12 protein-coding genes are annotated in these 21,837 nt (G+C 60.2%); 4 read left to right on the top strand and 8 right to left on the bottom strand.

All coding sequences use genetic code 11. The features are described 5' to 3' along the window. The first annotated feature begins 24 nt into the window (after positions 1-24). Entirely contained in the window at positions 25-1,833 is a 1,809-nt protein-coding gene (oadA, locus tag FBX99_RS21320; RefSeq protein ID WP_144928961.1) for a sodium-extruding oxaloacetate decarboxylase subunit alpha, read from the top strand. 191 nt (positions 1,834-2,024) lie between these two features. Here the strand turns inward: oadA and FBX99_RS21315 are convergent, their stop codons facing one another. The 3 genes from FBX99_RS21315 to FBX99_RS21305 form a co-directional block, all read right to left on the bottom strand. Continuing rightward, the gene (locus tag FBX99_RS21315; protein ID WP_145132797.1) at positions 2,025-4,196 is read right to left on the bottom strand and encodes an autotransporter domain-containing protein; all 2,172 of its coding nucleotides are present in this window, start codon (positions 4,194-4,196) and stop codon (positions 2,025-2,027) included. A gap of 208 nt (positions 4,197-4,404) precedes the next feature. Next, on the bottom strand, positions 4,405-5,241 hold the full coding sequence (locus FBX99_RS21310) for an amino acid ABC transporter permease (RefSeq protein WP_145132795.1): 837 nt from the start codon (positions 5,239-5,241) through the stop codon (positions 4,405-4,407). Continuing rightward, positions 5,238-6,059: an ABC transporter substrate-binding protein gene (locus tag FBX99_RS21305; protein ID WP_145132793.1), complete on the bottom strand. Its 822-nt coding sequence runs from the start codon at positions 6,057-6,059 to the stop codon at positions 5,238-5,240. The genes FBX99_RS21310 and FBX99_RS21305 overlap by 4 nt, the downstream gene beginning before the upstream one ends. 113 nt (positions 6,060-6,172) lie before the next feature. Between FBX99_RS21305 and FBX99_RS21300 the strand changes: the two genes are divergently transcribed. Then, a complete protein-coding gene (locus tag FBX99_RS21300) occupies positions 6,173-7,072 on the top strand; it encodes a homocysteine S-methyltransferase family protein (protein ID WP_145132791.1) in 900 nt (299 codons plus the stop codon). A gap of 233 nt (positions 7,073-7,305) precedes the next feature. Next, positions 7,306-12,258 carry an OTU domain-containing protein gene (locus FBX99_RS29275; RefSeq protein WP_256664107.1) on the top strand — a complete coding sequence of 1,651 codons (4,953 nt, stop codon included), beginning with the start codon at positions 7,306-7,308 and terminating at the stop codon, positions 12,256-12,258. A gap of 61 nt (positions 12,259-12,319) precedes the next feature. Here the strand turns inward: FBX99_RS29275 and FBX99_RS21290 are convergent, their stop codons facing one another. From FBX99_RS21290 to FBX99_RS21280, 3 genes are read right to left on the bottom strand one after another with little or no spacing between them, the layout of a single operon-like run. After that, positions 12,320-12,994, bottom strand: coding sequence for a GNAT family N-acetyltransferase (locus FBX99_RS21290; protein WP_145132789.1), 675 nt, complete (start codon positions 12,992-12,994; stop codon positions 12,320-12,322). A 10-nt stretch (positions 12,995-13,004) separates the two neighbouring features. Further along, entirely contained in the window at positions 13,005-13,451 is a 447-nt protein-coding gene (locus FBX99_RS21285; protein WP_145132787.1) for a GNAT family N-acetyltransferase, read from the bottom strand. Between the two features lie 2 nt (positions 13,452-13,453). Beyond that, entirely contained in the window at positions 13,454-14,095 is a 642-nt protein-coding gene (locus tag FBX99_RS21280) for an FMN-binding negative transcriptional regulator (RefSeq protein ID WP_145132785.1), read from the bottom strand. Between the two features lie 100 nt (positions 14,096-14,195). Between FBX99_RS21280 and FBX99_RS21275 the strand changes: the two genes are divergently transcribed. Beyond that, complete coding sequence (locus FBX99_RS21275; RefSeq protein WP_145132783.1) at positions 14,196-15,821, top strand: PLP-dependent aminotransferase family protein; 1,626 nt, start codon at positions 14,196-14,198, stop codon at positions 15,819-15,821. Between the two features lie 40 nt (positions 15,822-15,861). On the opposite strand, the gene FBX99_RS21270 is transcribed toward FBX99_RS21275, so the two are convergent. Then, the gene (locus tag FBX99_RS21270; protein ID WP_145132781.1) at positions 15,862-20,472 is read right to left on the bottom strand and encodes a dermonecrotic toxin domain-containing protein; all 4,611 of its coding nucleotides are present in this window, start codon (positions 20,470-20,472) and stop codon (positions 15,862-15,864) included. 260 nt (positions 20,473-20,732) lie between these two features. After that, the gene (locus tag FBX99_RS21265) at positions 20,733-21,833 is read right to left on the bottom strand and encodes a polyamine ABC transporter substrate-binding protein (protein WP_145132780.1); all 1,101 of its coding nucleotides are present in this window, start codon (positions 21,831-21,833) and stop codon (positions 20,733-20,735) included. Positions 21,834-21,837: the final 4 nt, after the last annotated feature.

Below are 21,837 nucleotides of genomic sequence, written 5' to 3'. Positions count from 1 at the left end.
TTGCAGCTATGAGGAGTTCCGAATATGTCCAAGAAGATCTTTGTTACCGACACAATCCTGCGCGACGCCCACCAATCGCTGCTCGCCACCCGCATGCGCACCGAAGACATGCTGCCCATCTGCGACAAGCTCGACAAAGTCGGTTATTGGTCGCTGGAAGTCTGGGGCGGCGCGACATTTGACGCCTGCGTGCGTTTCCTGAAAGAAGACCCGTGGGAGCGCCTGCGCCAACTGCGCGCCGCGCTGCCCAACACCCGTCTGCAAATGTTGCTGCGCGGCCAGAACCTGTTGGGCTATCGCCATTACAGCGATGACGTGGTCAAGGCATTCGTGGCCAAGGCCGCGGTCAACGGCATCGATGTGTTCCGTATTTTCGATGCGATGAACGATGTGCGTAACCTGCGCGTGGCCATCGAGGCGGTGAAGGCTGCAGGCAAGCATGCCCAGGGCACCATCGCCTACACCACCAGCCCGGTGCACACCATCGACGCTTTCGTGGCCCAGGCCAAACAAATGGAAGCCATGGGTTGCGACTCGGTGGCGATCAAGGACATGGCCGGTTTGCTGACCCCATACGCCACCGGCGAACTGGTGAAAGCCTTGAAGGCCGAGCAATCGTTGCCGGTGTTCATCCACTCCCATGACACCGCCGGCCTGGCCGCGATGTGCCAGCTCAAGGCTGTCGAGAACGGCGCCGACCACATTGACACCGCCATTTCCAGCTTCGCCTGGGGCACCAGCCACCCTGGCACCGAATCGATGGTCGCGGCCCTCAAGGGCAGCGAGTTCGACACCGGCCTGGACCTGGAGCTGCTGCAGGAGATCGGCCTGTATTTCTACGCCGTGCGCAAGAAGTACCACCAGTTCGAAAGCGAATTCACGGCGGTGGATACCCGCGTCCAGGTCAACCAGGTGCCGGGCGGAATGATCTCCAACCTCGCCAACCAGTTGAAAGAGCAAGGCGCACTCAACCGCATGAACGAAGTGCTGGCGGAAATCCCGCGGGTGCGCGAAGACCTCGGCTTCCCGCCGTTGGTCACGCCGACCTCGCAGATTGTCGGTACCCAGGCCTTTTTCAACGTGCTGGCCGGCGAACGCTACAAGACCATTACCAATGAGGTGAAGCTCTACCTGCAAGGCGGTTACGGCAAGGCACCGGGCGAAGTGAACGAGAAGCTGCGTCGCCAGGCTATCGGCAGCGAAGACGTGATCGATGTACGTCCGGCCGATCTGCTCAAGCCGGAAATGACCAAGCTGCGCGGCGAGATCGGCGCACTGGCCAAATCCGAAGAAGACGTGCTGACTTACGCCATGTTCCCGGACATCGGACGCAAGTTCCTGGAAGAGCGCGAAGCCGGCACCCTGACACCGGAAGTGCTGCTGCCGATCCCTGAGGCGGGCAGCGTGAGTTCGGCGGGCGGCGAAGGTGTACCGACCGAGTTCGTTATCGACGTTCACGGCGAAACCTACCGCGTCGACATCACCGGCGTCGGCGTCAAGGCCGAAGGCAAGCGTCACTTCTACCTGTCCATCGATGGTATGCCGGAAGAAGTGGTGTTCGAACCGCTCAATGAATTCGTCAGCGGCGGCAGCAGCAAGCGCAAGCAAGCCTCTGCACCTGGCCACGTCAGCACCACCATGCCGGGCAACATCGTCGATGTGCTGGTCAAGGAAGGCGACGTGGTGAAGGCCGGCCAGGCCGTGCTGATCACCGAAGCCATGAAGATGGAGACCGAAGTACAGGCGGCCATCGCCGGCAAGGTCACCGCCATTCATGTGGCCAAGGGCGACCGGGTCAATCCGGGCGAGATCCTGATCGAGATCGAAGGCTGAGCTGACTGCCTCGATACAACGCTTTAACCTCGGGGGGGCATGTGCTCCCCTTTTTTTTGTGCACTGCTAGCCTGATGTCGCCTTTGTGGGGCTTGCTCGCGAAGACGTCAGCACATCCAACCTTCATGTTGCCTGTTACATCGCTTTCGCGAGCAAGCCCGCTCCCACAGAGGCGGCGTTACCCCAAGATCTCAGAACATCATCCGCCAGTGTCCCATCAACGCCTGGCTACGGTTGTCATTGCCGGTTTCACCGCTATAGCCCAGGCCCAGCGTGTGCCAGGGCGAAACAGCCAGGTCCAATCCCGCTTCGACGAGCAGGCTGTCGCGGTCCAGCTCGGTGCCTTCCACCCGATAGGTATTGCCGCCGCTCACCAGGTCCTGGCGAGAACGGCCGGTGACGTTGCCGTAGAGGTGTTTCCAGCCGACATTCAGGCGGGGCGTCCATTGCATACCGCGATCCAGGACAAAAGGTCGGGCGAGGCGCAGGCCCAAGTTGCTGCTGTACGCGTCCTGGGTCTGGCCATGGACTTTCAACGCAGCGTCCCCGCCGTTTTCCTGATAGCGGTCACGTTGATAACGTTGGTAACCCAGATGGACATAGGGTTCGACCTCGACATGAGCGAGATCGAAGCGGTAGCCCATCTGCCCAAAGACCTGCTGCGTATTGGCGTCGTAGCGACCCCTGAGGCGATCACTGAAACCGTTGAAGGCCACGTGACGTTTGGTACTGCCGTCATGGTCGCCATAAACGGCACCCAGGCGCAACGCCAGCGGGCCATCCTGGCGCAGGGCGTATGCGCCCAGGTACCAGCTGTCGAGTCCGCCGTCGAAGCGGTGGCCATCCAGCCGCGTCTGCGTCTTGCTGCCGATGACGCCCAGGCGCCATTCAGGACTAACCGCCCAATCGGTCCCCAGCATCAGTCCCGTTGTCGAATGCTTGAGGGCAGCATTGTTCGATTGTCTACCGATACTGCCGCTGGTGCCGATGGCCTGGACCCAGATCTGACCATCTATAGGCGCGCTTTCCGGATTCTTCCAGCCCATGGCTGAAAGCATCCCGTGACTGATCGGAGCGTTGCTGCTCAAGGTGGCGTTGGCGAGGTTTGCGGTGTCATGGCCCGTGAGCTGGTCGATAGCGTCGGCGGCCATGAATGCGTTGGTGCCGAGCAAGGCGCTGATGGCGGTGTTGGGTTTTGCGGCGGGTTGGGCGACTGGCAACGGAGCGGCGGGTATTTGCGCAACGGGAGTGGTTTTTGCGGGCTCGGCAGGTTTGGGGGGTGAGGTAACGGCAGGCGCTTGCACACCGGGTAGCGTCGCTGCTTGAACCGGCTGTGGCTCTTCGATGCTGGCTGCGAATTCACGCCCGTTATCGGAAGTCGCTACGGCCTCAAGCGGAACATCGTTTCGGGCATAGGTCAGACCGACCTGCGTCCCCAGGTAGTGGGGCGTCGCCGTCATGAATGCCAGTTCGCTGATGATCTGCCCGAATTCGCCTTCGACCTTGGATGCATTGATCACAGTGTGTTCACTGGTGCCGACATACTCGCCCGATGCGGTGCTGATCCTCAGCGTCGCATTGTTCAAGATCGCGGTTCCCCCGACCGTGATCGTGGCGCTGCCTCCCTGGGCATCGACGCCGTAGATGAGCGTCGCGCCCTGCGATAGCTTGAAGTCCTTTGCAATGGAAGGCGCCCCTATGGCCGGGCCGACCTCCAACAGTCCCGCCACGTCGAGACTCTCCACCGTTCCGCTGCCGCTGAACCGGGCTGTTTCTGCCACTACAACGGCCCCGGCGGTGCCCGAGTTCGTCATGTAGGCGTTGGGCGCCACGAATATGCTTCTGGCGGCAGTGCCCTGGTTATCGAAGCCGCCGAGAACGTGCACGTCGCCACCGAGATGCCCGGTGTTGATCAACTTTGCCTTCGGCTCGATCAGGCTTCGGCCATCGAAGCCCAGGGTGTTCGACCATTCCCCTCGCTTGGCATGCAGGTCCTGGAAGTTGCGTATTTCATCCAGCTTACCGCCGGCCACGGTGTCCAGTTGCAGGACATTGATTCCGCCTCCGCCGTCGACCAGCCCGATGAGCTTGCCGCGTCCGCTCACGGTCACCAGATCGTCGTCGCCGCCCTTTTCCAGCGCGAGCCCCTTGGGGCCGTTTAGGGTCTTGGTGACCTTGGTGGGTATTGTCTGGGGTGCGTTGGCGAACGCCTTGAGGCGAGCCTGCACCTGGAGGGTTGTTTCAGGGGGCGAGGGCAGGGCGTCATCGACAATGGATTGAGCCATCGAAACGTCGGCGCAACCGAGCACCAGGGCAATTGCCAAGGCGAGGTATTGGGGTGGGAATACGTGTTGGATTGGCATTGAATGCGGCCTCTCGTGAACAGAGTCCGCACTTTAAAAATTCACTCTGGAGCGCGATGCCGGCCATCGCTGTGCCTCTGGCGAGAGATCACGACGAAGCCTGTAGGCCGGTCGTGCGTTGAACAAGGCCTCGTCGCGTCAGCGTTCACGGTACGTGGCGTTGCCCTACACCACTCTCGGAACGGTCCGTTTGACAGCGACGGGGTTGTCAACTGCGCTTGAGATACGCCTTCCCATAATGCCGCTCCATCCGCGCCTGGATCAGCTCCAGTGCGATGGACATCAGCCAATAGATGATCGCCGCCGTGGTGAGCATTTCGATGTAGCGATAGCTGGAGCGGCCGTAGGACTGCGCCAGGAACATCACTTCCCAGACGCCCATCACCGAGATCAGGGAGGAATCCTTGAGCATGGAGATGAACTGGTTGGTGGTCGGCGGGATGATGGTGCGCATGGCCTGGGGCAGGGTGACGCGCCAGAAGATCACGGTTTCGCTCAAGCCCAGCGCCAGCGAGGCTTCGCGTTGGCCGTGGGGGACGCCGACGATGCCGGCGCGGAAAATTTCGCTCAGGTAAGCGCCGTAGTTCAGCGACAGGGCAATGATCCCGGCGGTGACGGCACCCGGGACCACGCCCAGTTGCGGCAAGCCCAGGTAGATCAGCAGGATCTGGATCAGCAGTGGCGTGCCACGGAAGAACGACGCGTAGAAACTGGCAATGCCGAACGCCACCGCGCTGCTGGACAGTCGCGCCAGGGCGGTGATGAAACCCAGCAATGACGACGCGACGATCGAGCACAGGCACAGGAACAGCGTCAGCACCGCACCCTGCAGAAAGCCGTTGGGTGCCAGGTGCAGGCCGATCAGGTTGGGCAACTTGTCCAGGATGATCGAGAACTTCAGGTCGAAACCCAGGAAAAAACTCGCGAACAGCGCCAGCATGACTGCCCAGGTCAGGTACAACCGGGTGCGAAAACCGAAGATTTTCTTCAGGCGCGACTCAGCCACCGGTTGCGGTGGCTGAGAAGGAGGTTGGAAAGAGGTCATTGAGTGATGTCGGCACCGATCCATTTCTGCGAGAGTCTGCTCAAGGTGCCATCCTGTTTCAACTGGGTGAAGACTTCACGCACCTTGCTGTCCCACTGGGCGTCGCCTTTTTCGATGGCCACCGAGTTCGGTTCGGAGTACAGCGGCTCGCCGGCCAGTTTGAAGCGTTTGTCTTCGGTCAGGCGCGGCTGCGCGGTCACCAGGTTGGTCAACACCGCGTCCAGTCGCACCCCTGCGCCCAAGCCCAAGTCCTGGAAGGCTACGTTGTCGGTGTCATATGGGGCGATCTGCACGTTGTCGAACGGATAGCTCAGCCGGGTATCCTCGGCGCCTTCGATCACCAGGTTCTTGTTCAGATAGCTCTCGTAGCTGGAGGCACTGGTGAGGCCGACTTTCTTGTCGCTCAGGTCCTTGGCGCCGTGGATCCGGTCGTCCTTGGCGTTAACCACGATCACCGCCGGCGAGGCGTAATACTGCACCGGGAAATCGAAGACTTCGGCGCGAGCCTTGCTCGGCGTCATCGAGCAGATGCAGATGTCATAGCGCCCGCTCCAGTGTCCGGCGGCGATCACGTCCCAGGACGGCGTTTCCAGGCGCAGCTTCACGCCCAGCTTCTGCGCCACCGCTTTGGCCACGTCCACATCGAACCCGTCGAGCTGGTTCTGATCGTTGAGAAACGAGAAGGGCGGGTAGCTTTCCATCAATACGCCGACCAGTTCTTTTTTCTGCTCGATACGGTCCAGCGTGGTGCCGGCGAACGCCTGCGAAGAGGCGGCCAGCAAAGTCAGGCCCAGGGCCATCAATGGTTGAAATTTCATGTAGGACCCTGGCTGAAAATACAGGTTGTGGTTAATCGAAGAGTGCGTATTAAATAGTTATAAGCACAACTCCGGTAGTGAGTTATTTTCATAAGCTTATGAGTGAATCGTATATGGGCTCAGCAACGACAGTCATTCTCGACGGCGGCATGGGCCGCGAACTGCAACGCCGGGGCGCACCGTTCAGGCAACCCGAATGGTCGGCGTTGGCCCTGAGCGAAGCCCCTCAAGCCGTAGAGGCCGTGCACGCGGCCTACATTGCCAGCGGCGCCAATGTCATTACCAGTAACAGCTATGCAGTCGTGCCGTTTCACATTGGCGAAGCGCGCTTCGCCGCCGAAGGCCAGGCACTGGCAGCGCTGGCCGGCGAACTGGCGCGGCGGGCGGTGCAGGCGTCCGGCAAAGCCGTGCGGGTTGCCGGCTCGTTGCCGCCGCTGTTCGGCTCCTATCGGCCTGATCTGTTCGATGCTTCCCGTGCCAGTGAGCTGTTGGCGCCCCTGGTAACCGGCTTGGCGCCCCATGTCGACCTGTGGCTGGCCGAGACTCAAAGTTCGACGGTAGAAGCGAAGGCGATTCACGCCGGATTGCCCCAGGATGGCAAGCCGTTCTGGCTGTCGTTCACCCTCAAGGACGAAGACACCGACGAAGTGCCGCGCCTGCGTTCCGGTGAGCCGGTGGCGGACGCCGCGGCCGTTGCCGCCGAACTGGGTGTCGAGGCGCTGCTGTTCAACTGCAGCCAGCCGGAAGTGATCGGTGCTGCGATCGATGCTGCACGGCAAACCTTCGAGCGTCTGGGGGTGAAGATCTACATCGGCGCCTACGCCAATGCCTTCCCGCCGCAACCCAAAGAGGCGACCGCCAACGACGGGCTGGACCCGCTGCGTGAAGACCTCGATCCACCGGGCTACCTTCAATGGGCGGCGGACTGGCAGACACGTGGGGCCAGTCACCTGGGCGGTTGCTGCGGGATTGGGCCGGAGCACATTGCGGTGCTGGCGCAGAAGTTGGCGTGAGCCGGTAACGAATCCGTCGGCTGATCGATTGTCATCGCGAGCAGGCTCGCTCCCACATTTGGAATGCACTCCCCTATGGGAGCGAGCCTGCTCGTGATAGCGGATTTCAGCTATCCATAAATATCAGCTTACGTTTCCCTCCCAGTTCCACAGCCCGCTATACATATGTACGTCATCTCAAGGCGAACAGCGCGATAGGGTCCGGACTCTTCAATCAGAACCGGACCATTGAGATGTCGATTTCCCCCAAGGATGAACCGGGTGTTGCATCACCTATACCTCAATCAGAAACGATCGAAGCCCAGGCGAAGGAACAGCTCAGGCAACTGGACTTGCTGGATACCCACCAGGTACAGCTCACCCATCTGTTCGCAGCCGTTCCCACCTTTGACAGGGTGATGGGCGCGCTGCTGGTAGGCCTGCTCAAGGCCAGGATTCCCGCCAAGAAATTTCGTGCATCGCTGCTTCCGGACATCGAACCGGATCAATGCTATGTGAGCCGCTTCACCACGGGCCCGGACGGTGGGCGGATCCTGACCGTCTCGGACAGCTTTACCCACGTCATGCGCAACTGTTTGCTCAGCGACACGGCGCCCGACTTCCCGAAGGGTAGCGTCGGATTCTTCACCCGTCCGGATTCCCTGGATGAGGCCGACAGCGTCTTTGCCGGCCCGCTGGACGAGCATACGTTGCGGGCCATGGAATCCGTGTTTTATGTGATCCATCCAGCCACGAATGAACGGGTGAAGCGTCAGTTCCGTGACGAATTGGCGTTCTTTCACCAACGCAAGGACTGGGACGCGTTGCCAGGCGTGGCGGCGGCGACCACGACCGAAGCCGTCCTGGCGCAGTTATTGTCCCGGCGCTTCCTGCATCTTTTCGACCTCTACAAAGCCGATCGGGATCCTGTCGCTCGACTCAGTCAGGACGAGCGAATCCAGCTAGGCGATGAAGACCGTCTGTTGGACATCATCACCACCCGTCCTTCCCAGGCGGACAGAAGCCGCCTGTTGCGAGCGCCGGTTCCCCATGTCTATGCGGTCAGGCTCGATAGCGGCGCCGCGCAGCCGCAGAAATGGCCTGCCGCGATGGTGATCAAATTTACCGATCGGCCATCGCTGTTCCTCTATTCCCTGGAGCATGGACTTCAGCGCTTCAACACTTTCAAAGACCTGGTCAAACACGTTCGTCCCACCTTTGAGGGCCAGGCATGCAGGATCCAGGACATTTCCGTCGAACTGTCCGGGCATGTTTTTGAAGTGGCGGCGGCGGACCTGTTGCAGATGCAAAGTGCGGCGTTGGACAAGGTCTTGGATGCGCCAGGAAACGCAACGGTGGCGGTGGGTGACTTTGCTCGGCAAACCGAAGATGCCCTTGGCTTGCCCTTGTTGTCGGTGGCCGGGCCATTGGCGGCCCGCCAGAAAACCCTGGTGGACAATCGTCGTCCGGCTTTCTATAAAGCCGCGACGCTTGCCGAACAGGCTCGCTATCGCCATCTCGAAGATCGGGTATTGCAGGCCGTCTATGCGTTGGGAAGCGGTGTTCCGACGCTGGTGCAGTTCACCCGCCAGAAGATCCGGCAATACCTTCAGCAAACCATTCACCCGCGCATAGAGCCGGATCCGGACCGGACCATGGTCAGGCTGTTCTTCGGCGATCGGGCCAACCCGAGGCAGTCCAGGACCAGCAGCTTGACGCAGTTGATGCTCGATAATCTGCGTGCGCCGCAGTACCCGAACGCGATGAGAGAAGTGCTGGCCGTTGATCTGGTCGATCGGCATGGACAACGTGTCCGGCACCCGGCAAGCGGTTTCCTGATCACGGTGACAGGCAGCGAACTGGCCAGGATGGCGTCGAGCATCGATGCCGGTGGCAACTATGAAATCCTGCTTCGTGAACAGATGAACGCACCGCAATACAAGGCGGCCTGGCAGGCGGCGTACCTGGCCAGCCTGGAGTTCAAAGGCTATGTGGCTGAGATCAGGGGCGACGAAGTATTCAAGGCCACCGTGACCAACCCCGACTCGCGTCCACCCAGGTCGCAGAAACGGGTCACGGCTTGGCTGGAGGCGGTACTGCACTCGCACACTGCCATCCAGCGCCCATTGGTCGGCGGGCGAAACGTGTGCGTCCATGGTCTTCTCCTGGGCGGCACCGTCGGTTTGCAGCACGGCACGATGGGCAACGCCATCAGTATCGACGGTGTGTTGATTCTTTCAGACCAGCCGGGACCACAACTCAAGGGAACGGTGGGTGTCTATTTTCCGGACAGTCCTCATGGCGATGATTTCCATGAGTTTTCAGACCTGAGCGATGGCGTCACGGGATTGCTGCAACAAGAAGAATGGCGCAAATATTTCCGTTCGCGGATGTCCACCCTAGACTCGGAGGAGATCAAGCGCGCATTGGGGCAGCATCGTGGTCGTCCCATGGTCCGGGGCTTTTTGATCACTGGCAATTTTCTCGAGAACTTTCACCGGGCCCACGTCAATTTCCACAGCGCCCATGCCGATCACCGTTCCAACAGCAACCGGGATATCAGTCACCAGACCGCCATGAGACTGGCGATGATGGTGGTGGAGCTGGTCATGGACCTGGCAGGCCTGCTGCTCATCCCCGGTTTCCAGATGCTGACGCGTGCGGTCAAAACGGGCTTGCTGGTGCTCAAGACCGGTGCCGTGCCCACGCACCTGGACACGCTGATGTTCGTGCACGCGGTGGCGAACACCCGACGGTCGCCAGGCTTAGGCGGCGTGCCATTCAAGGTGCGAGGCCAGGGGACTTTCCTGCCGGCAGCGGCTCGGCAGAACTCGACTGAAGCGCTGCTCGGATTGCCCTTGGAGGACGCGCTGTATCGCCGTTATGCCGTGACGGATACCGCATTGCTCCGTGGTCTGTCAGCGGATGCCCGGGGCTTTTATCGCCCCGCCATCACCGATGGCGCCACGGGCCGCGTCACGCGCCAGGTGTATGTACGGCAACCCGATGGGACGGTGTTCCGGGTGCACGACCATACGTCGCTGAAGGCCACCGAAGCCACCATCGTCAACCCGGTCACAGGGTTGAGCATCCGCTCCAGTGGGGTGATGAGGAGCACAGTGGCGCGTGGGCCCGATGGCGAGTGGCGCGCCGTAGGGTATGGCCTGGGCGGAGGAGGCAAGCGGCCGTCGCAAGGCTCTCCCCAGCCGGGCCCTTCAGATCCCAAGCAATCGGCGCCATCGCTTCGCGCCGTTTCCGACCTGATCCGTACGCCAGGGGTATGGGACGTCCAGATCATGGAACTGGTGCCTTCGTTCATCACCCGTATTGCGAGTTGGCCGCGAAATCGCAGCCTGCTGATCATCGATCGACGCCATGGGCACCGGGATTGGACCGTGCGTTTCACCCCAGGGCAGTACGAAAGCAGCTACCCATCGGGCACGCATCCGCTCAGGTCAAGCACGGACGTGGTGCTGATACGCACGGGGGAAAACCATTATACCTTGAGGCTGGCTGACGATACGGACGTCACGTTCGCGGCCGACGGCGATTGCTTCTTCAACGCCCTCGCGCGGGGCTTGAACGATGGGCAGGCGCAGCCGAGGTTTTCGATGCAGGGACTGCGCAATGAAGCCGCCGCCTACATCGATCAGCACCCGGAACTCAACAATTACCTGGTGACGCAGCCCACCGGGTTGCAGCAGGCGCTCGTTGATAATGCCCGTTCCTTGGAGAACCTGTTGGGCGAAGGGGCGGTATTCGACCTGAGTCAGATTGTCTACGGGGTGCGTAACCCGCATAACCTGTTTCAGCCGCTGTTGAGGCTCTTGCACCTGCATGCAGACGACATGGCGCGCCGGGTATTGAACCAGGCATCGGACGCCGCCTTGCCACCGGAAATGTTGCGCCACATCGGCAGCTTCGTGTCTCCCCGGGCTCCGGGGCGACCGGTGCTGAGCAGCATTCCCTACTACACCCAGAACGATCAGTCCCTACGCAGCTTTTTCCAGGACACGCTGCTGGCGCCTGTCGAGCCTGCGGAATTGGCCGAACTGCTCAACAATGAGTTCCTCATGTTCTCCCAGGACGTGCTCCATATCATGCTCGAATACGGGGTCAGGGCCCGGGACCTGACCGATCACCACCCCAAGAACAGCATGGCGTACGTCCGCTACGACCAGGCCGTGCATGGCCACCTCACTGAAGACCAACTCGAAAACACGCTCAACGGTGCCTATCTGGTGGACAGTGGGGACTTGAAGAAGGTCGGGACAAGGTTCAAGGAGGAAACCGGCCGCAGCATGTTCGACGATGAAGATCTGTTGGCCCAATTCATCCAATACGATCGGGCCGAGGACTTGGTCGACCTGCTGACTGTCGCCCTCCAACGATTCCCTATCTTGTCGAGGCGGGCGACCATCCTGCTCAAGTCCCCCTTGATCGCTTCCAACCTGGGCGGGCTGTTCCCCTTGAACCTGCTTGCGCAATGGATACGCACCCCTGGCTTATCCGATGCGCGGCTTGAACTCATTGCCCAATATCTCACGGGCCGTTATGACGAGTTGGAGCTGTACGGTAGCGTTGATATTCGTTGGATGCAGCCGTTCGACGATTGGAATCTGCAAAACCTGTTCACGCATCGCAAGGCCCTGCTGGAGTTCTCCGGCTATATGCTGGAGGCCCGATACGTGAGGGACAGCGACTTGTCGGCTGTCGCCAGGTTGTTCAGTACGCCGGGCCAGCCGTTTTCCAATAGCCGGATCGCTGTCCTGTTCAACAGGCCGGACCTGTGGTCGTCCATTCTCGCCATGCGTGGGATCACGCGCGCAAGCGCCCGGAGCATTTGGCTGGATCTGATGGGGCCACAATTCAGCAACGACAACATCCGTTTTGTGCTAAGCCGACCCGGTTCGCTCGACAGCGAGTTAACCTTCGCGAGCGCCTTGATCGACAGCCTGACCCAGGACGAGGCCCGGGCGCATCGGCTGATCCTGGATGCTTACAACATGAGCGCCAGGCAAGCGCAGTACCTCCTCTATAATTTCGATTTTTCAGCGGGGCTCGTGGGGCACAACCGACTGAATTTCGCCAGTTATGTGAGTGCCCATGGAGTCATACCGCAATGGGCCTGGCAGTATGCCCGAATAGGAGTGACGCCCGAGGTGATCAAGCCATTTCTAGCCACGAGGAAACCGCCCGAGTCCTGACAGGCCGTGCTGGACGATCACCAACGCGAACGAATGTGCGGTGGTGATCGTCCAGCGCTCATCACGCTGAGCGACACTCCGCCAGGCTACGCACCTGGCCGCCCTCGCTTTGATTCTCTTCACTGAGCCATCGCTCGAACGCCGCGCCGATGGTTGGCCATTCCGAATCCAGCATCGAGTACCATGCGGTGTCGCGGTTCTGCCCCTTGACCACCATGTGCTGGCGGAAAACGCCTTCAAACGTGAACCCCAATCGTTCGGCAGCATATTTCGAGCGGGCGTTGGCGTTGTTGCATTTCCACTCCAGGCGCCGATAACCCAAGGCGAAGGCCTCTTTGGCCAGCAGATAGACCGCCTCGGTGCTTTTCGGCGAACGCTGCATGGAAGCGCCGAACGTCACATGGCCGATCTCGATACGACCTTGGGCCGGCACGATGGACATCAGGCTGAGAATGCCCTGCACCTCGCCATTGGCGCGATCGATCACCGTGAAGAAATATGGATCTATGTTCGCCGCATGATTCTCTAGCCAGGCATCGAATGCCTTGCGCTCGGAAAAGGGGCCGTAGGGCAGGTAGTCCCAGAGTTTCGGGTCGGCATCGGGGCCTTCCAGTGCTTGCCACAGACCGTCGGCATGCTGTGCCGGATCGAGTTTTTCCAGGCGGATGAAGCGCCCTTCGATCAATTGGGTGGACGGTGGCGTAACACCTTTCCAATTGGCGAGTGAAGTCAACATGGGGCGCTCCTTACAAGGCTTTGCGAAATTGGATGAAGCCGGGGCGCTCGGCGATGCGCTCGTAGAGCTGGATCGCCGTGGCGTTGGTTTCATGGGTCAGCCAATGCACTTTGCAGCAACCATCGGCCTTGGCGGTGGCGTAGACGAACTCGATGAGCTGACGACCGACGCCAGTGCCACGGCTTGGCTCCGTGACCAGCAAGTCCTGCAGGTAACAGGAGTTCTCGATGCTCCAATTGGACCGATGGTAAATGAAGTGCACCAGGCCGATGGCCGTGTCGCCGCGCCAGGCCAGGGCTCCATGGGTCGGCTCGCGCTCATCGAGCAAGCGCTGCCAGGTGCTTTGGCTTACCGCATCTGGCAGTTCGGTGTTGTAGAACCTCAGGTAGGCCTGCCACAGCGGCAGCCACGCGGCGTGATCGTCAGCGGTAACAGGGCGGATCTCGATCTGGTTCATGTTCATTCCTTGGTCGAAAATTCGGACATCAGGCGCGCGACGGCGCGGTCCTGCGCATCGTGGCTGGCCGCCAATCCCTGGCGCACGCCCGCAGCATCGGCGGGATCGCGGTTCTGACTGAGTTTGCGTTTGCCTTCAAGGCGCTGGATGGGCAGGGCGAAGCCGACGATGGCCTTGAGCATGCTGTCGATGTACTCGGCCGGCGCTTCGTCGATGCGCCACGGCTGGGCCCGGCCGCTTTCGTGGCGGTCGGTGAGGGCACTCACCAGGTTGCGCAACCGATGGGCATCATTGAACACCTCGGCGCGGCCATAGGCGTGCACGGCCTGGTAGTTCCACGTCGGTACGACTTTGCCGTGTTCGGCCTTGCCGGGGTAGAACGCCGGGCTGACGTAGGCATCGGCCCCGGCAAAAATCACCAACGCCTCGGCGCCGGCCTGCAGGTCGCGCCATTGTGGATTGGCCCGGGCCATGTGCCCGTACAGGCTGCCGTTGGGACCTTGTCGGGTGTCCAGCAACAGCGGTAGGTGGCTGGCTTGCAAGCCATGCTCGCCATGGGTGACCAGCAAGGCCAGGCGACACGCTTGCATCATCCGGTGTAATTGGGACAGGTCTTCGACGGCAAAGGCTTTGGGGTTGTACATGACGATTTTCCTTGGCGAATGCGAGCATCCTAGGCAGGCTATTGGTCTGTTGTAAGAGCCACTTAAGACCAATTCAATAGGTCCATTTGCGAGAGTTGTCATGAGCAACGCCGTGCCGCCATTGTCCTTCAACCCCGCCGGAATCGAGCTGGACCGTCGCCAAGGGCTCAGCCGCCAGCTTTACCAGGCATTGCGCACGCGGGTGCTGGATGGACGTCTGGGCAGCGGCACGCGGCTACCGGCCAGCCGTGACCTGGCGGCGGCGCTGTCGATTTCCCGCAACAGCGTGGTCCGGGCCTACGATCAGCTCTATGCCGAGGGTTTCATTGAAGGGCGGGTGGGGGACGGCACCTATGTGGCAGAGCTGTCTTCTCTCCTGCTGGGCCGGCCTCATCGCGAGCAGGCTCGCTCCCACATTGGAATGGGGACCGCCGGGGAAGCGAGTTTGGTCGCGAATAGACCCGAAGAGAAAAACATATCCACAAAAGTGTCCACAGGGTTTTCAACAGGCTTATCCACTGGGTTATCCACAGATTGGTTGGATTTGCCTGTGATTTCATCCAGTAAAGTTATCCACAGTGGTGCGTTGGAGCGGGTCGAAAAGCACCATCTGCCAGCGCCTCCCAGTGGTCCACCGCGGGCGTTTCGGGTGGGCGTCCCGGCTTTCGATCTGTTCCCTTTCGACGTCTGGGCCAAGCTGAACGCGGCTTTCTGGCGCAAACCGGACTTGCAGCAGCTGTGTTACGGCGACTCCCAGGGAGATGCCCGTTTGCGTAGCTTGATCGCAGCGTATTTGCGCAGTTCTCGTGGCTTGCACTGCACGGCTGAGCAAATTGTGATCACCAGTGGCGCGCAGCAGGGTATCAGCCTTTGTGCACAGTTGCTGGTAGACCCTGGAGACGTCGTGGCAGTGGAAAACCCGGGCTATCGCGCAGCCGGGCATGCCTTTGCCGTGGCCGGTGCCGACGTGAGAGGCGTGCCGGTGGACGGTGAGGGCCTGGATTGTCGCGCGCTCGCCTCGTTGAACCCGTGTCGACTGGCCTATGTGACCCCGTCCCATCAATACCCTACCGGGGTGGTCATGAGCCTCGCACGGCGGCTGGAGCTGCTGGCCTGGGCCGAGCGCAACGACGGCTGGATCGTCGAGGACGACTATGACGGTGAGTACCGCTACAGCGGCGCGCCGCTGGCGCCGTTGGCGGCATTGGACCGCCAAGAACGCGTGCTCTACGTCGGGACGTTCGGCAAGGTGGCGTTTCCGGCCTTGCGCCTGGGCTATCTGGTGCTGCCTCCTGGCCTTGTGGATGCCTTTGCCCGTCGCCGTGCCGTGGATGTGCGCCACTCCGAAGTCAGCACCCAGGCGGTGATGGCCGAGTTCATGGCGGCGGGGCATTTCCAACGTCACATCCGGCGTATGCGCCGGGCCGCGTTGACACGGCGTGATGCGCTGCTGGCGGGCTGGCCAAAAAACATCGCGGGTATCGGCGCAATGCCGATCGTCGTGGCCGGGTTGCATGTCACGGTGCCGGTGGACAGTATCGAACGTGAGCGTGAACTGATCGCCCAGGCGACTGCGGCAGGGGTCGAAGTCAATGGCTTGAGCAACTATTGGTTGCCCAGCACCACCTCGCCGGTCCGTGGCGGGCTGGTGCTGGGATTCGCTGCCGTCCCACCCGCGGCAATCGCTGCCGCGCTGGCGAGCCTGGCGAGAGCCTGGCAGAGCTGAGGCGTGAGGGCCGGGCATCGGCAGATGCCCGGCCCTGCATTTATCGCGTTTTTCTAAAGAACACGTCCTTGGCCTGATCCACGGCGATTTCAGCGCGGTAGTGGTCGATCAGTTGACGTTGGGTGAGGGATTCGGTGCCGGCGACAACGGTGGTTTTGTGATTGGCTTGGGCAACGGTTTTCAAGCGTGCTGAAAGGAAGCTGTAGGCGGGTACCCAATTTGTCGAGTAACGGAAGTCCGCAAACCAGAGTGTTTTGCCGGTTTTCAGGTCCTTGATCTCATACCGGTCGAGAAAGCCATAGGGTGGATACTTGATGCGTTGCCGGCTCTTCTGCTTGGTGATGGAAATCAGGTTCCGGCTTTTAAGCCATATGATGCTGCTCATGGTCGGTGGGCGTTGTTTGATGACTTTCAGGACGGTTTCGAACCCCAGAACATAAAGGGCGCTCGCTTCCTTCTCAAGCTGCGTGCGCAGGGTCTCGGCCGAGCGTCGCTGCTCTTGCGGCAGTTCGAACGTTTCGTTTGAGGCCACGCCTTGCGCCTGGTCGAGGGCCTTCTTGATGGCCGCGCTGACTTTCTCCATCCTGCCTGCGTGGGCGTTGAGGATCATCCCGATGCCGGCAGGTGTCTTGCCGGGTTGATTCACGGTTTCCTCGATCTGTGCCTTGAACGCCGTCAAGCCGTTGATCAGATCGTTGCCCTTCGTGACGCTGATATTCAAGGCCGGCACGGTAGAAGGCGTGGTGTCGGGTTTCATATGCGGTATCCATTCGCCGGTTTCCTTGCGATGGAACGTGACGATGATGTCTCCCGAGAACGGATTCTTCACGTCGAGCCAGTCGGTTTCCTCCATCGACCGGGATAAACGCGGCTCGCCGCTGACCAAGCCCCAGAAGCGCGCCCGAATGAACTTCTTCCTCGGCCTGGGGCGTTGCTCATACGGAGAACCAGCGTTCCGCCGATCCCTTCTCTCATCGAGGGCGGCCGCCAGATGACGCAACGTCCATTGTTCAAGCGTAGCGATCCCTGTGCGCAGTCGAGCGAGCTGGGGCTGACGCACGCTACCCTTGTACTCGTTGCTAAGGTAATGAAGGTGTTCGTCAATGGCGGCGAACTGCTCGGCCAGGCTACCGAATGCATCGATCCGCTCATCCAGCCGGATCACGCTGCGCTCATCGATGGCGTCGCGCAGGCTTTGGTACGCGACTGTGGCGTTATCGACAACCTGGTTGAGCGCTTCCCAGCCTTCGGGCATCGACTCGACACTTTCCAGTGTCAGGCACAGGTGACGATACATATCGATCTTGATCAGGCGAAGGTCGGCGGCTGTATAGAGCGGCATCTTCTTACGGTGCCGCCGGATAAACTCGAAGCCCTCATAGCCGACGTTCTTCAGTTCGGTGAAGCGCGTCTCCATGTAGTCCAGGCGCTCGATCATGTCGTCGCCGACGCTGACCATGCTTTCGGCGGCGTCAATGTGTTGTTGTTCCAACACTTTGACTCCGGACGTGATCATGCCCTTGGCTTTGTTCAAGGCCGGGACGAAGCGTTCCTGGAGAGCCTCCAACTCGGCGAACGTGAAGTTGATCTGGGCGTTCAGGTAGCCGAGTCGGGTGCGGGGGTAGTCGGGCCTTGACTGGAAAAGTGGCCATTCCATCAGCGTTCTCAACGCCTGCTCGTAATTTTCTCGCTGGGTTTTCAGCGTGGCGACATACACATCGCGCTTGATTTCCCTGGCCGCGCCCGACGCTTCGTCCACTGCCTCTGCCTGCATCGTCAGCGCTTTCTGGTTCTCCGGCTTCTTTGCTTCAAATTGATTCAGTGCAGCTAGCAGATCGATCCGACGCCGCTGCGCGTTGGCGATGACTTTCTGCCTGACACCTTTGGACCCACTGCCGCGCACTCGCAGGCGTGTATCGATGTGCCATTTTCCGTGGGTATCCCCCATCAGGGGAGGGCCCTCGCGGGCGGGATTTTTCCCATCGATGATAGAGACGAAGTCGCCTTCGACCCGTACTTTGAACCACTTGTCCGCCATTTTGGCGTACCAGTCCCCTGTCTGCTCGTAGAGCCCCTTGAGCACGCCCTCGGTTTGGAGCTCTCCCGGATCTGCGGGTTCATCGATGCTGAAGGTGTCAATGAACTGTGCGCTTTCCCGCGATCTGCCCATCAAGGCGCCAACGGAACGGATGGCCTCGTAGTGCTCGGTCGGCAGCGACGTACTTTGAAGTGCTCCGAGTTGCTCTATCACCAGTTTATGGGGTGTTTTCGGCAGGCTTTCCAGTTCGTTCACCGCTGGCGAGGCGTGGGCGCGGTGAGGAGTTCTGGCAGCCCTGGCACGGTCGATGGCGTGAGTAATGATCGCCAGGGCGATGTTCAGCAGCAGGTCAGTGAACGCCTCCCATCTGGCCGGTCGGTCGGCTTCTGGTTTGTTTTGCGACAACGCGTCGACGTCGTCCAGGATTTGCCAGAGCCAGGCTGCGGTACCGACAGCGGTTCCCAGGTAAGGCAAGGTCAGGTTGAACATCAGCCAGCCTGCCCGTTTGAAGGTTTCCCAGCGATTTTCCTGGTTGGACACCGATTCCCGATCGGCCAGTTCGACCAGGGCATTGGCATTGGCCTTGAATAACTGCGACAGGAAATCCGTCCCCAGGGTTTTGTCGGTCAGACTGACGGGGCCGCTATAGGCCAAGGAGGTCAGAGGGTCGGTCACGAACGACACGATGCCCCAAGGGGAGGGCAGCAGGTCCGGGAAAACCAATCGGCCGTAATCGTTACGCACCCCATCGGGCAGCCAGGCCAGCACCGATTGGCGTAACGAAGGGATTTGCCGGATCGCATACAACAGATTGCTGAATGACGGATATTGGCTCAGCTGCGGCTCCAGCATGGGGCGATACAGCAGGCAAGGTCCGGCGCTCGAGTCTTCGGGGCCGATGACAAACATATTGGTCACGACGTCTTCCGAGTTACCCAGTTGCAGTTCGGGTACGAAGGCCAGTTGGCGCACGACAATGGTTTTTCCATCCACCTTGCGATTGGCTTCATCAGGTTCCATCAGCGCGGCGACGTAGCGGTAACCCCTATCGTCCAGGTGTCCTTCGCCACGGATTTTGCATTCCAGCGCCAGCATCGGCAGCTGGATTCGCAGTTGGGAGGTGTACAACTTTTCGCGACGGCTCGATTCTGCGGCATCGTCGAGTAGCTTGCCCTTGACCAGCTCAGGATAAGTGCGACCGATATCGACTTGGGTGATGAGGTTTTCGATGTACGCCACGGTCATCCACGCGGGCAACTCGGTCTCGCCCAGGGACTGGACGGCTTTGTCGCCCAGGGGAAGCGCAATCAGGTTCTGCAAGGCGAGCTCGACCAGGGTATAGCGGGTGGTGTCGATCCTGCCGGGTACGACGAAGCTTCCCCAGATAACGGGGCTGCGCACCTCGAATTCGATTTCATTCAGATCGAGCGTCGAGGCATCGGGGTGGTCCAGAACCATCTGTTTTTTCAGCTCGCTTAACGCGTAGTCCTTGATGGCAGGAATTCCATCCAGATAGGTTTTGCCGGCATGGGATTGATTCAGTATCGACAGGTTTTTCATGTACTGGGCAAACAGCGTCTGATCGGACGGCGTGGCCTCCAGCAACCAATGAGGCATCTGTCTCTGGAACCAGGCCACGAGCGCGTCCTCATCGGCTTCTTCGCCGTTGACAGGGGGGTCGTAGGTCGCCCATGTCTGCGGGGAGGTACCGATGACTTTGATCTGCTCGGCAATCATCCCGCAGGCCTTGTGATCGAAAATACTGCCGGTGGGCTCGTACAACCGCCATTGGATTTTGCGATAGGTGGCCACGCCAAAATGGGCCGGGAGGGATTGCCCCAGGGCCTCCTGCGAAGCGAACTTCTCGTAACCGTTGACGATCGAGTACTTGAGGATGACTTCCTTGCCTTCAATCGTGCCGATCAGGACCACGATGGAGTTGTCGCCCAGCCGTTTCACCTCCTGACCATCCACCTTGTCGACGTCAATCAGATACGCATGGGATTCATAAGGGTCGTTCTCCTTGCGGTCCTTGCGGTCGGGGTAATGGAACAATTGCCTGGCCATGTCGCATTCTGTCGTTGTCCAGCCCTTGACGTGGCTGACGTTCCACGCCTTGCGAAGCGCGCTGGAGAGCTCATGCCAGCGAGGGCCAGACTCACCTAGCGAAGCATTCCAGTACGCCAGCTGTTGCTCCTGACAGGCCGTCAGCATGGCCGGCACCAGTTCATTGATCAGACGCCCGATCTGGTCGATGCGCACCGGCAAATGCACCTCGGGAGAGGCAAGTGGCAGCTGGGTCAGGTAATGCAATCCTTCGATCAACAGCATCGGATCGCTTTTTTCGTTCACCAGGCCGGCCAGCATCTCGGCAAGGGTTTCATAGCGGGTCGGACGTCGCACGATTTCGTCGTCGACAATGTCCCAGTCCGGCTCGCCGACCACGGTGTTGTGCGGGTCAAGGTTCAGCGTGGGGTAAAGTTTCTTGAGGCCATCGCGCAGAAGTATGGACGCGACCTCCGGATACGTAGGCCCGGCGAGCAACTGATTCAATATGGCGTCCCTGGGGTTGGCGTCGGCCTTGGGGATCGTGGTGGTAGAGGTGCTTGTCATCTGAGTCTCCCTGTCTCGCGATGAATGGAATCCCGAAGTCGAGCGCTTCGGGATATCCATGCTAGTGGTGCGAGAAACAGAGGAGGTGGTAACTATGTATTGCTCGTGTCGTTAAGAGCCAGGCGATGCCGATCCCTGTGGGAGCGGCATATTCGATCTTTATGCACGGCGCAGAACCTGTGGGAGCCTGCTCGCGATGACGTCGGCACATCCAACATGGCCAGTAACTGACCCAACGCCAGCGCGAGCACGCCCCTCGGTCATTGCCCAGATTTGATCCGGGTCCAGGCTCGCGTCCGCGCCCGTTCGGCATCCCTTGGCAATGGCTGCAAGGTATACAGCGTCGCCATGGCCGCCTCCGTCGGGTACAGGTTGGGATTACCACGAATCGCCGGATCCACCTTCTCGGTAGCATCCTTGTTCGGATTCGGATAACCCACGAAATCACTGACCGGCGCAATCACCTCTGGCTGCAGCAAGTAGTTGATGAAGGTGTACGCGTCATCCGGGTTCTTCGCCCCTTTTGGAATGGCGAGCATGTCGAACCAGATCGGCGCGCCTTCCTTGGGCAGGCGCATGTCCACCGTCACACCGTTCTTGGCATCCTTGGCCCGATTGGCCGCCTGGGAAAAACTCCCGGAATACCCCACCGCCACGCAAATATCGCCATTGGCGATATCCGCCATGTACTTGGAAGAGTGAAAGTAGGTAATGTGCGGCCGGATCTTCATCATCAAGGCCTCGGCCTTGGCATAGTCCGCCGGTTTCTTGCTATTGGGGTCCAGCCCCAGATGCTGCAAGGCCAGGGGCAGGATTTCCGAAGGCGAGTCCAGCAGCGCCACGCCGCACTGCTTGAGCTTGCTGATGTTCTCTTCCTTGAAGATCAGATCCCAACTGTCCACTGGCGCGTTGTCACCCAGGGCCGCCTTGACCTTGTCCGGATTGAAGCCGATCAGAATGGTGCCGTACATATAAGGTACGGCGAACTTGTTGCCCGGATCGTTGGCCTCGATCAGCTTCATCAACTTGGGATCGAGGTGATTCCAGTTCGGCAACTTGCTGCGGTCCTGCGGCTGGAACACGCCGGCCTCGATCTGCTTGGCAAGGAACACATTGGAAGGCACCACGACGTCATAGCCGGAATTACCGGTCAGCAACTTGGCCTCCAAGGCTTCGTTGGTGTCGAAGATGTCGTAGACCAACTTGACCTGACTGTTCTGCGCCTTGAAATCTTCCAGGGCCTTGGGCGTGATGTAGTCGAACCAGTTATAGACACGCAAAGTCCGCTCTTGGGCCTGGGCGGCGCTACAGAGCAGCGCGGTGCAGAGGGCGGGAACCATCAAACGCTTGAGTCTTTTCATGCTT

Origin of the sequence: Pseudomonas sp. SJZ074 (assembly GCF_007828215.1) — a bacterium.
Taxonomy (GTDB): Bacteria; Pseudomonadota; Gammaproteobacteria; order Pseudomonadales; family Pseudomonadaceae; genus Aquipseudomonas.
This window is presented reverse-complemented; position numbering and strand designations above follow the sequence as displayed.

What these genes read in the sequence shown, in the direction of transcription:
- FBX99_RS21280 (WP_145132785.1), bottom strand. Translation starts at nt 14,095, where the DNA reads ATGTACAACCCCAAAGCCTTTGCCGTCGAAGACCTGTCCCAATTACAC.
- FBX99_RS21290 (WP_145132789.1), bottom strand. Translation starts at nt 12,994, where the DNA reads ATGTTGACTTCACTCGCCAATTGGAAAGGTGTTACGCCACCGTCCACC.
- oadA (WP_144928961.1), top strand. Translation starts at nt 25, where the DNA reads ATGTCCAAGAAGATCTTTGTTACCGACACAATCCTGCGCGACGCCCAC.
- FBX99_RS21315 (WP_145132797.1), bottom strand. Translation starts at nt 4,196, where the DNA reads ATGCCAATCCAACACGTATTCCCACCCCAATACCTCGCCTTGGCAATT.
- FBX99_RS21305 (WP_145132793.1), bottom strand. Translation starts at nt 6,059, where the DNA reads ATGAAATTTCAACCATTGATGGCCCTGGGCCTGACTTTGCTGGCCGCC.
- FBX99_RS21310 (WP_145132795.1), bottom strand. Translation starts at nt 5,241, where the DNA reads ATGACCTCTTTCCAACCTCCTTCTCAGCCACCGCAACCGGTGGCTGAG.
- FBX99_RS21285 (WP_145132787.1), bottom strand. Translation starts at nt 13,451, where the DNA reads ATGAACCAGATCGAGATCCGCCCTGTTACCGCTGACGATCACGCCGCG.
- FBX99_RS21300 (WP_145132791.1), top strand. Translation starts at nt 6,173, where the DNA reads ATGGGCTCAGCAACGACAGTCATTCTCGACGGCGGCATGGGCCGCGAA.
- FBX99_RS29275 (WP_256664107.1), top strand. Translation starts at nt 7,306, where the DNA reads ATGTCGATTTCCCCCAAGGATGAACCGGGTGTTGCATCACCTATACCT.
- FBX99_RS21265 (WP_145132780.1), bottom strand. Translation starts at nt 21,833, where the DNA reads ATGAAAAGACTCAAGCGTTTGATGGTTCCCGCCCTCTGCACCGCGCTG.
- FBX99_RS21270 (WP_145132781.1), bottom strand. Translation starts at nt 20,472, where the DNA reads ATGACAAGCACCTCTACCACCACGATCCCCAAGGCCGACGCCAACCCC.
- FBX99_RS21275 (WP_145132783.1), top strand. Translation starts at nt 14,196, where the DNA reads ATGAGCAACGCCGTGCCGCCATTGTCCTTCAACCCCGCCGGAATCGAG.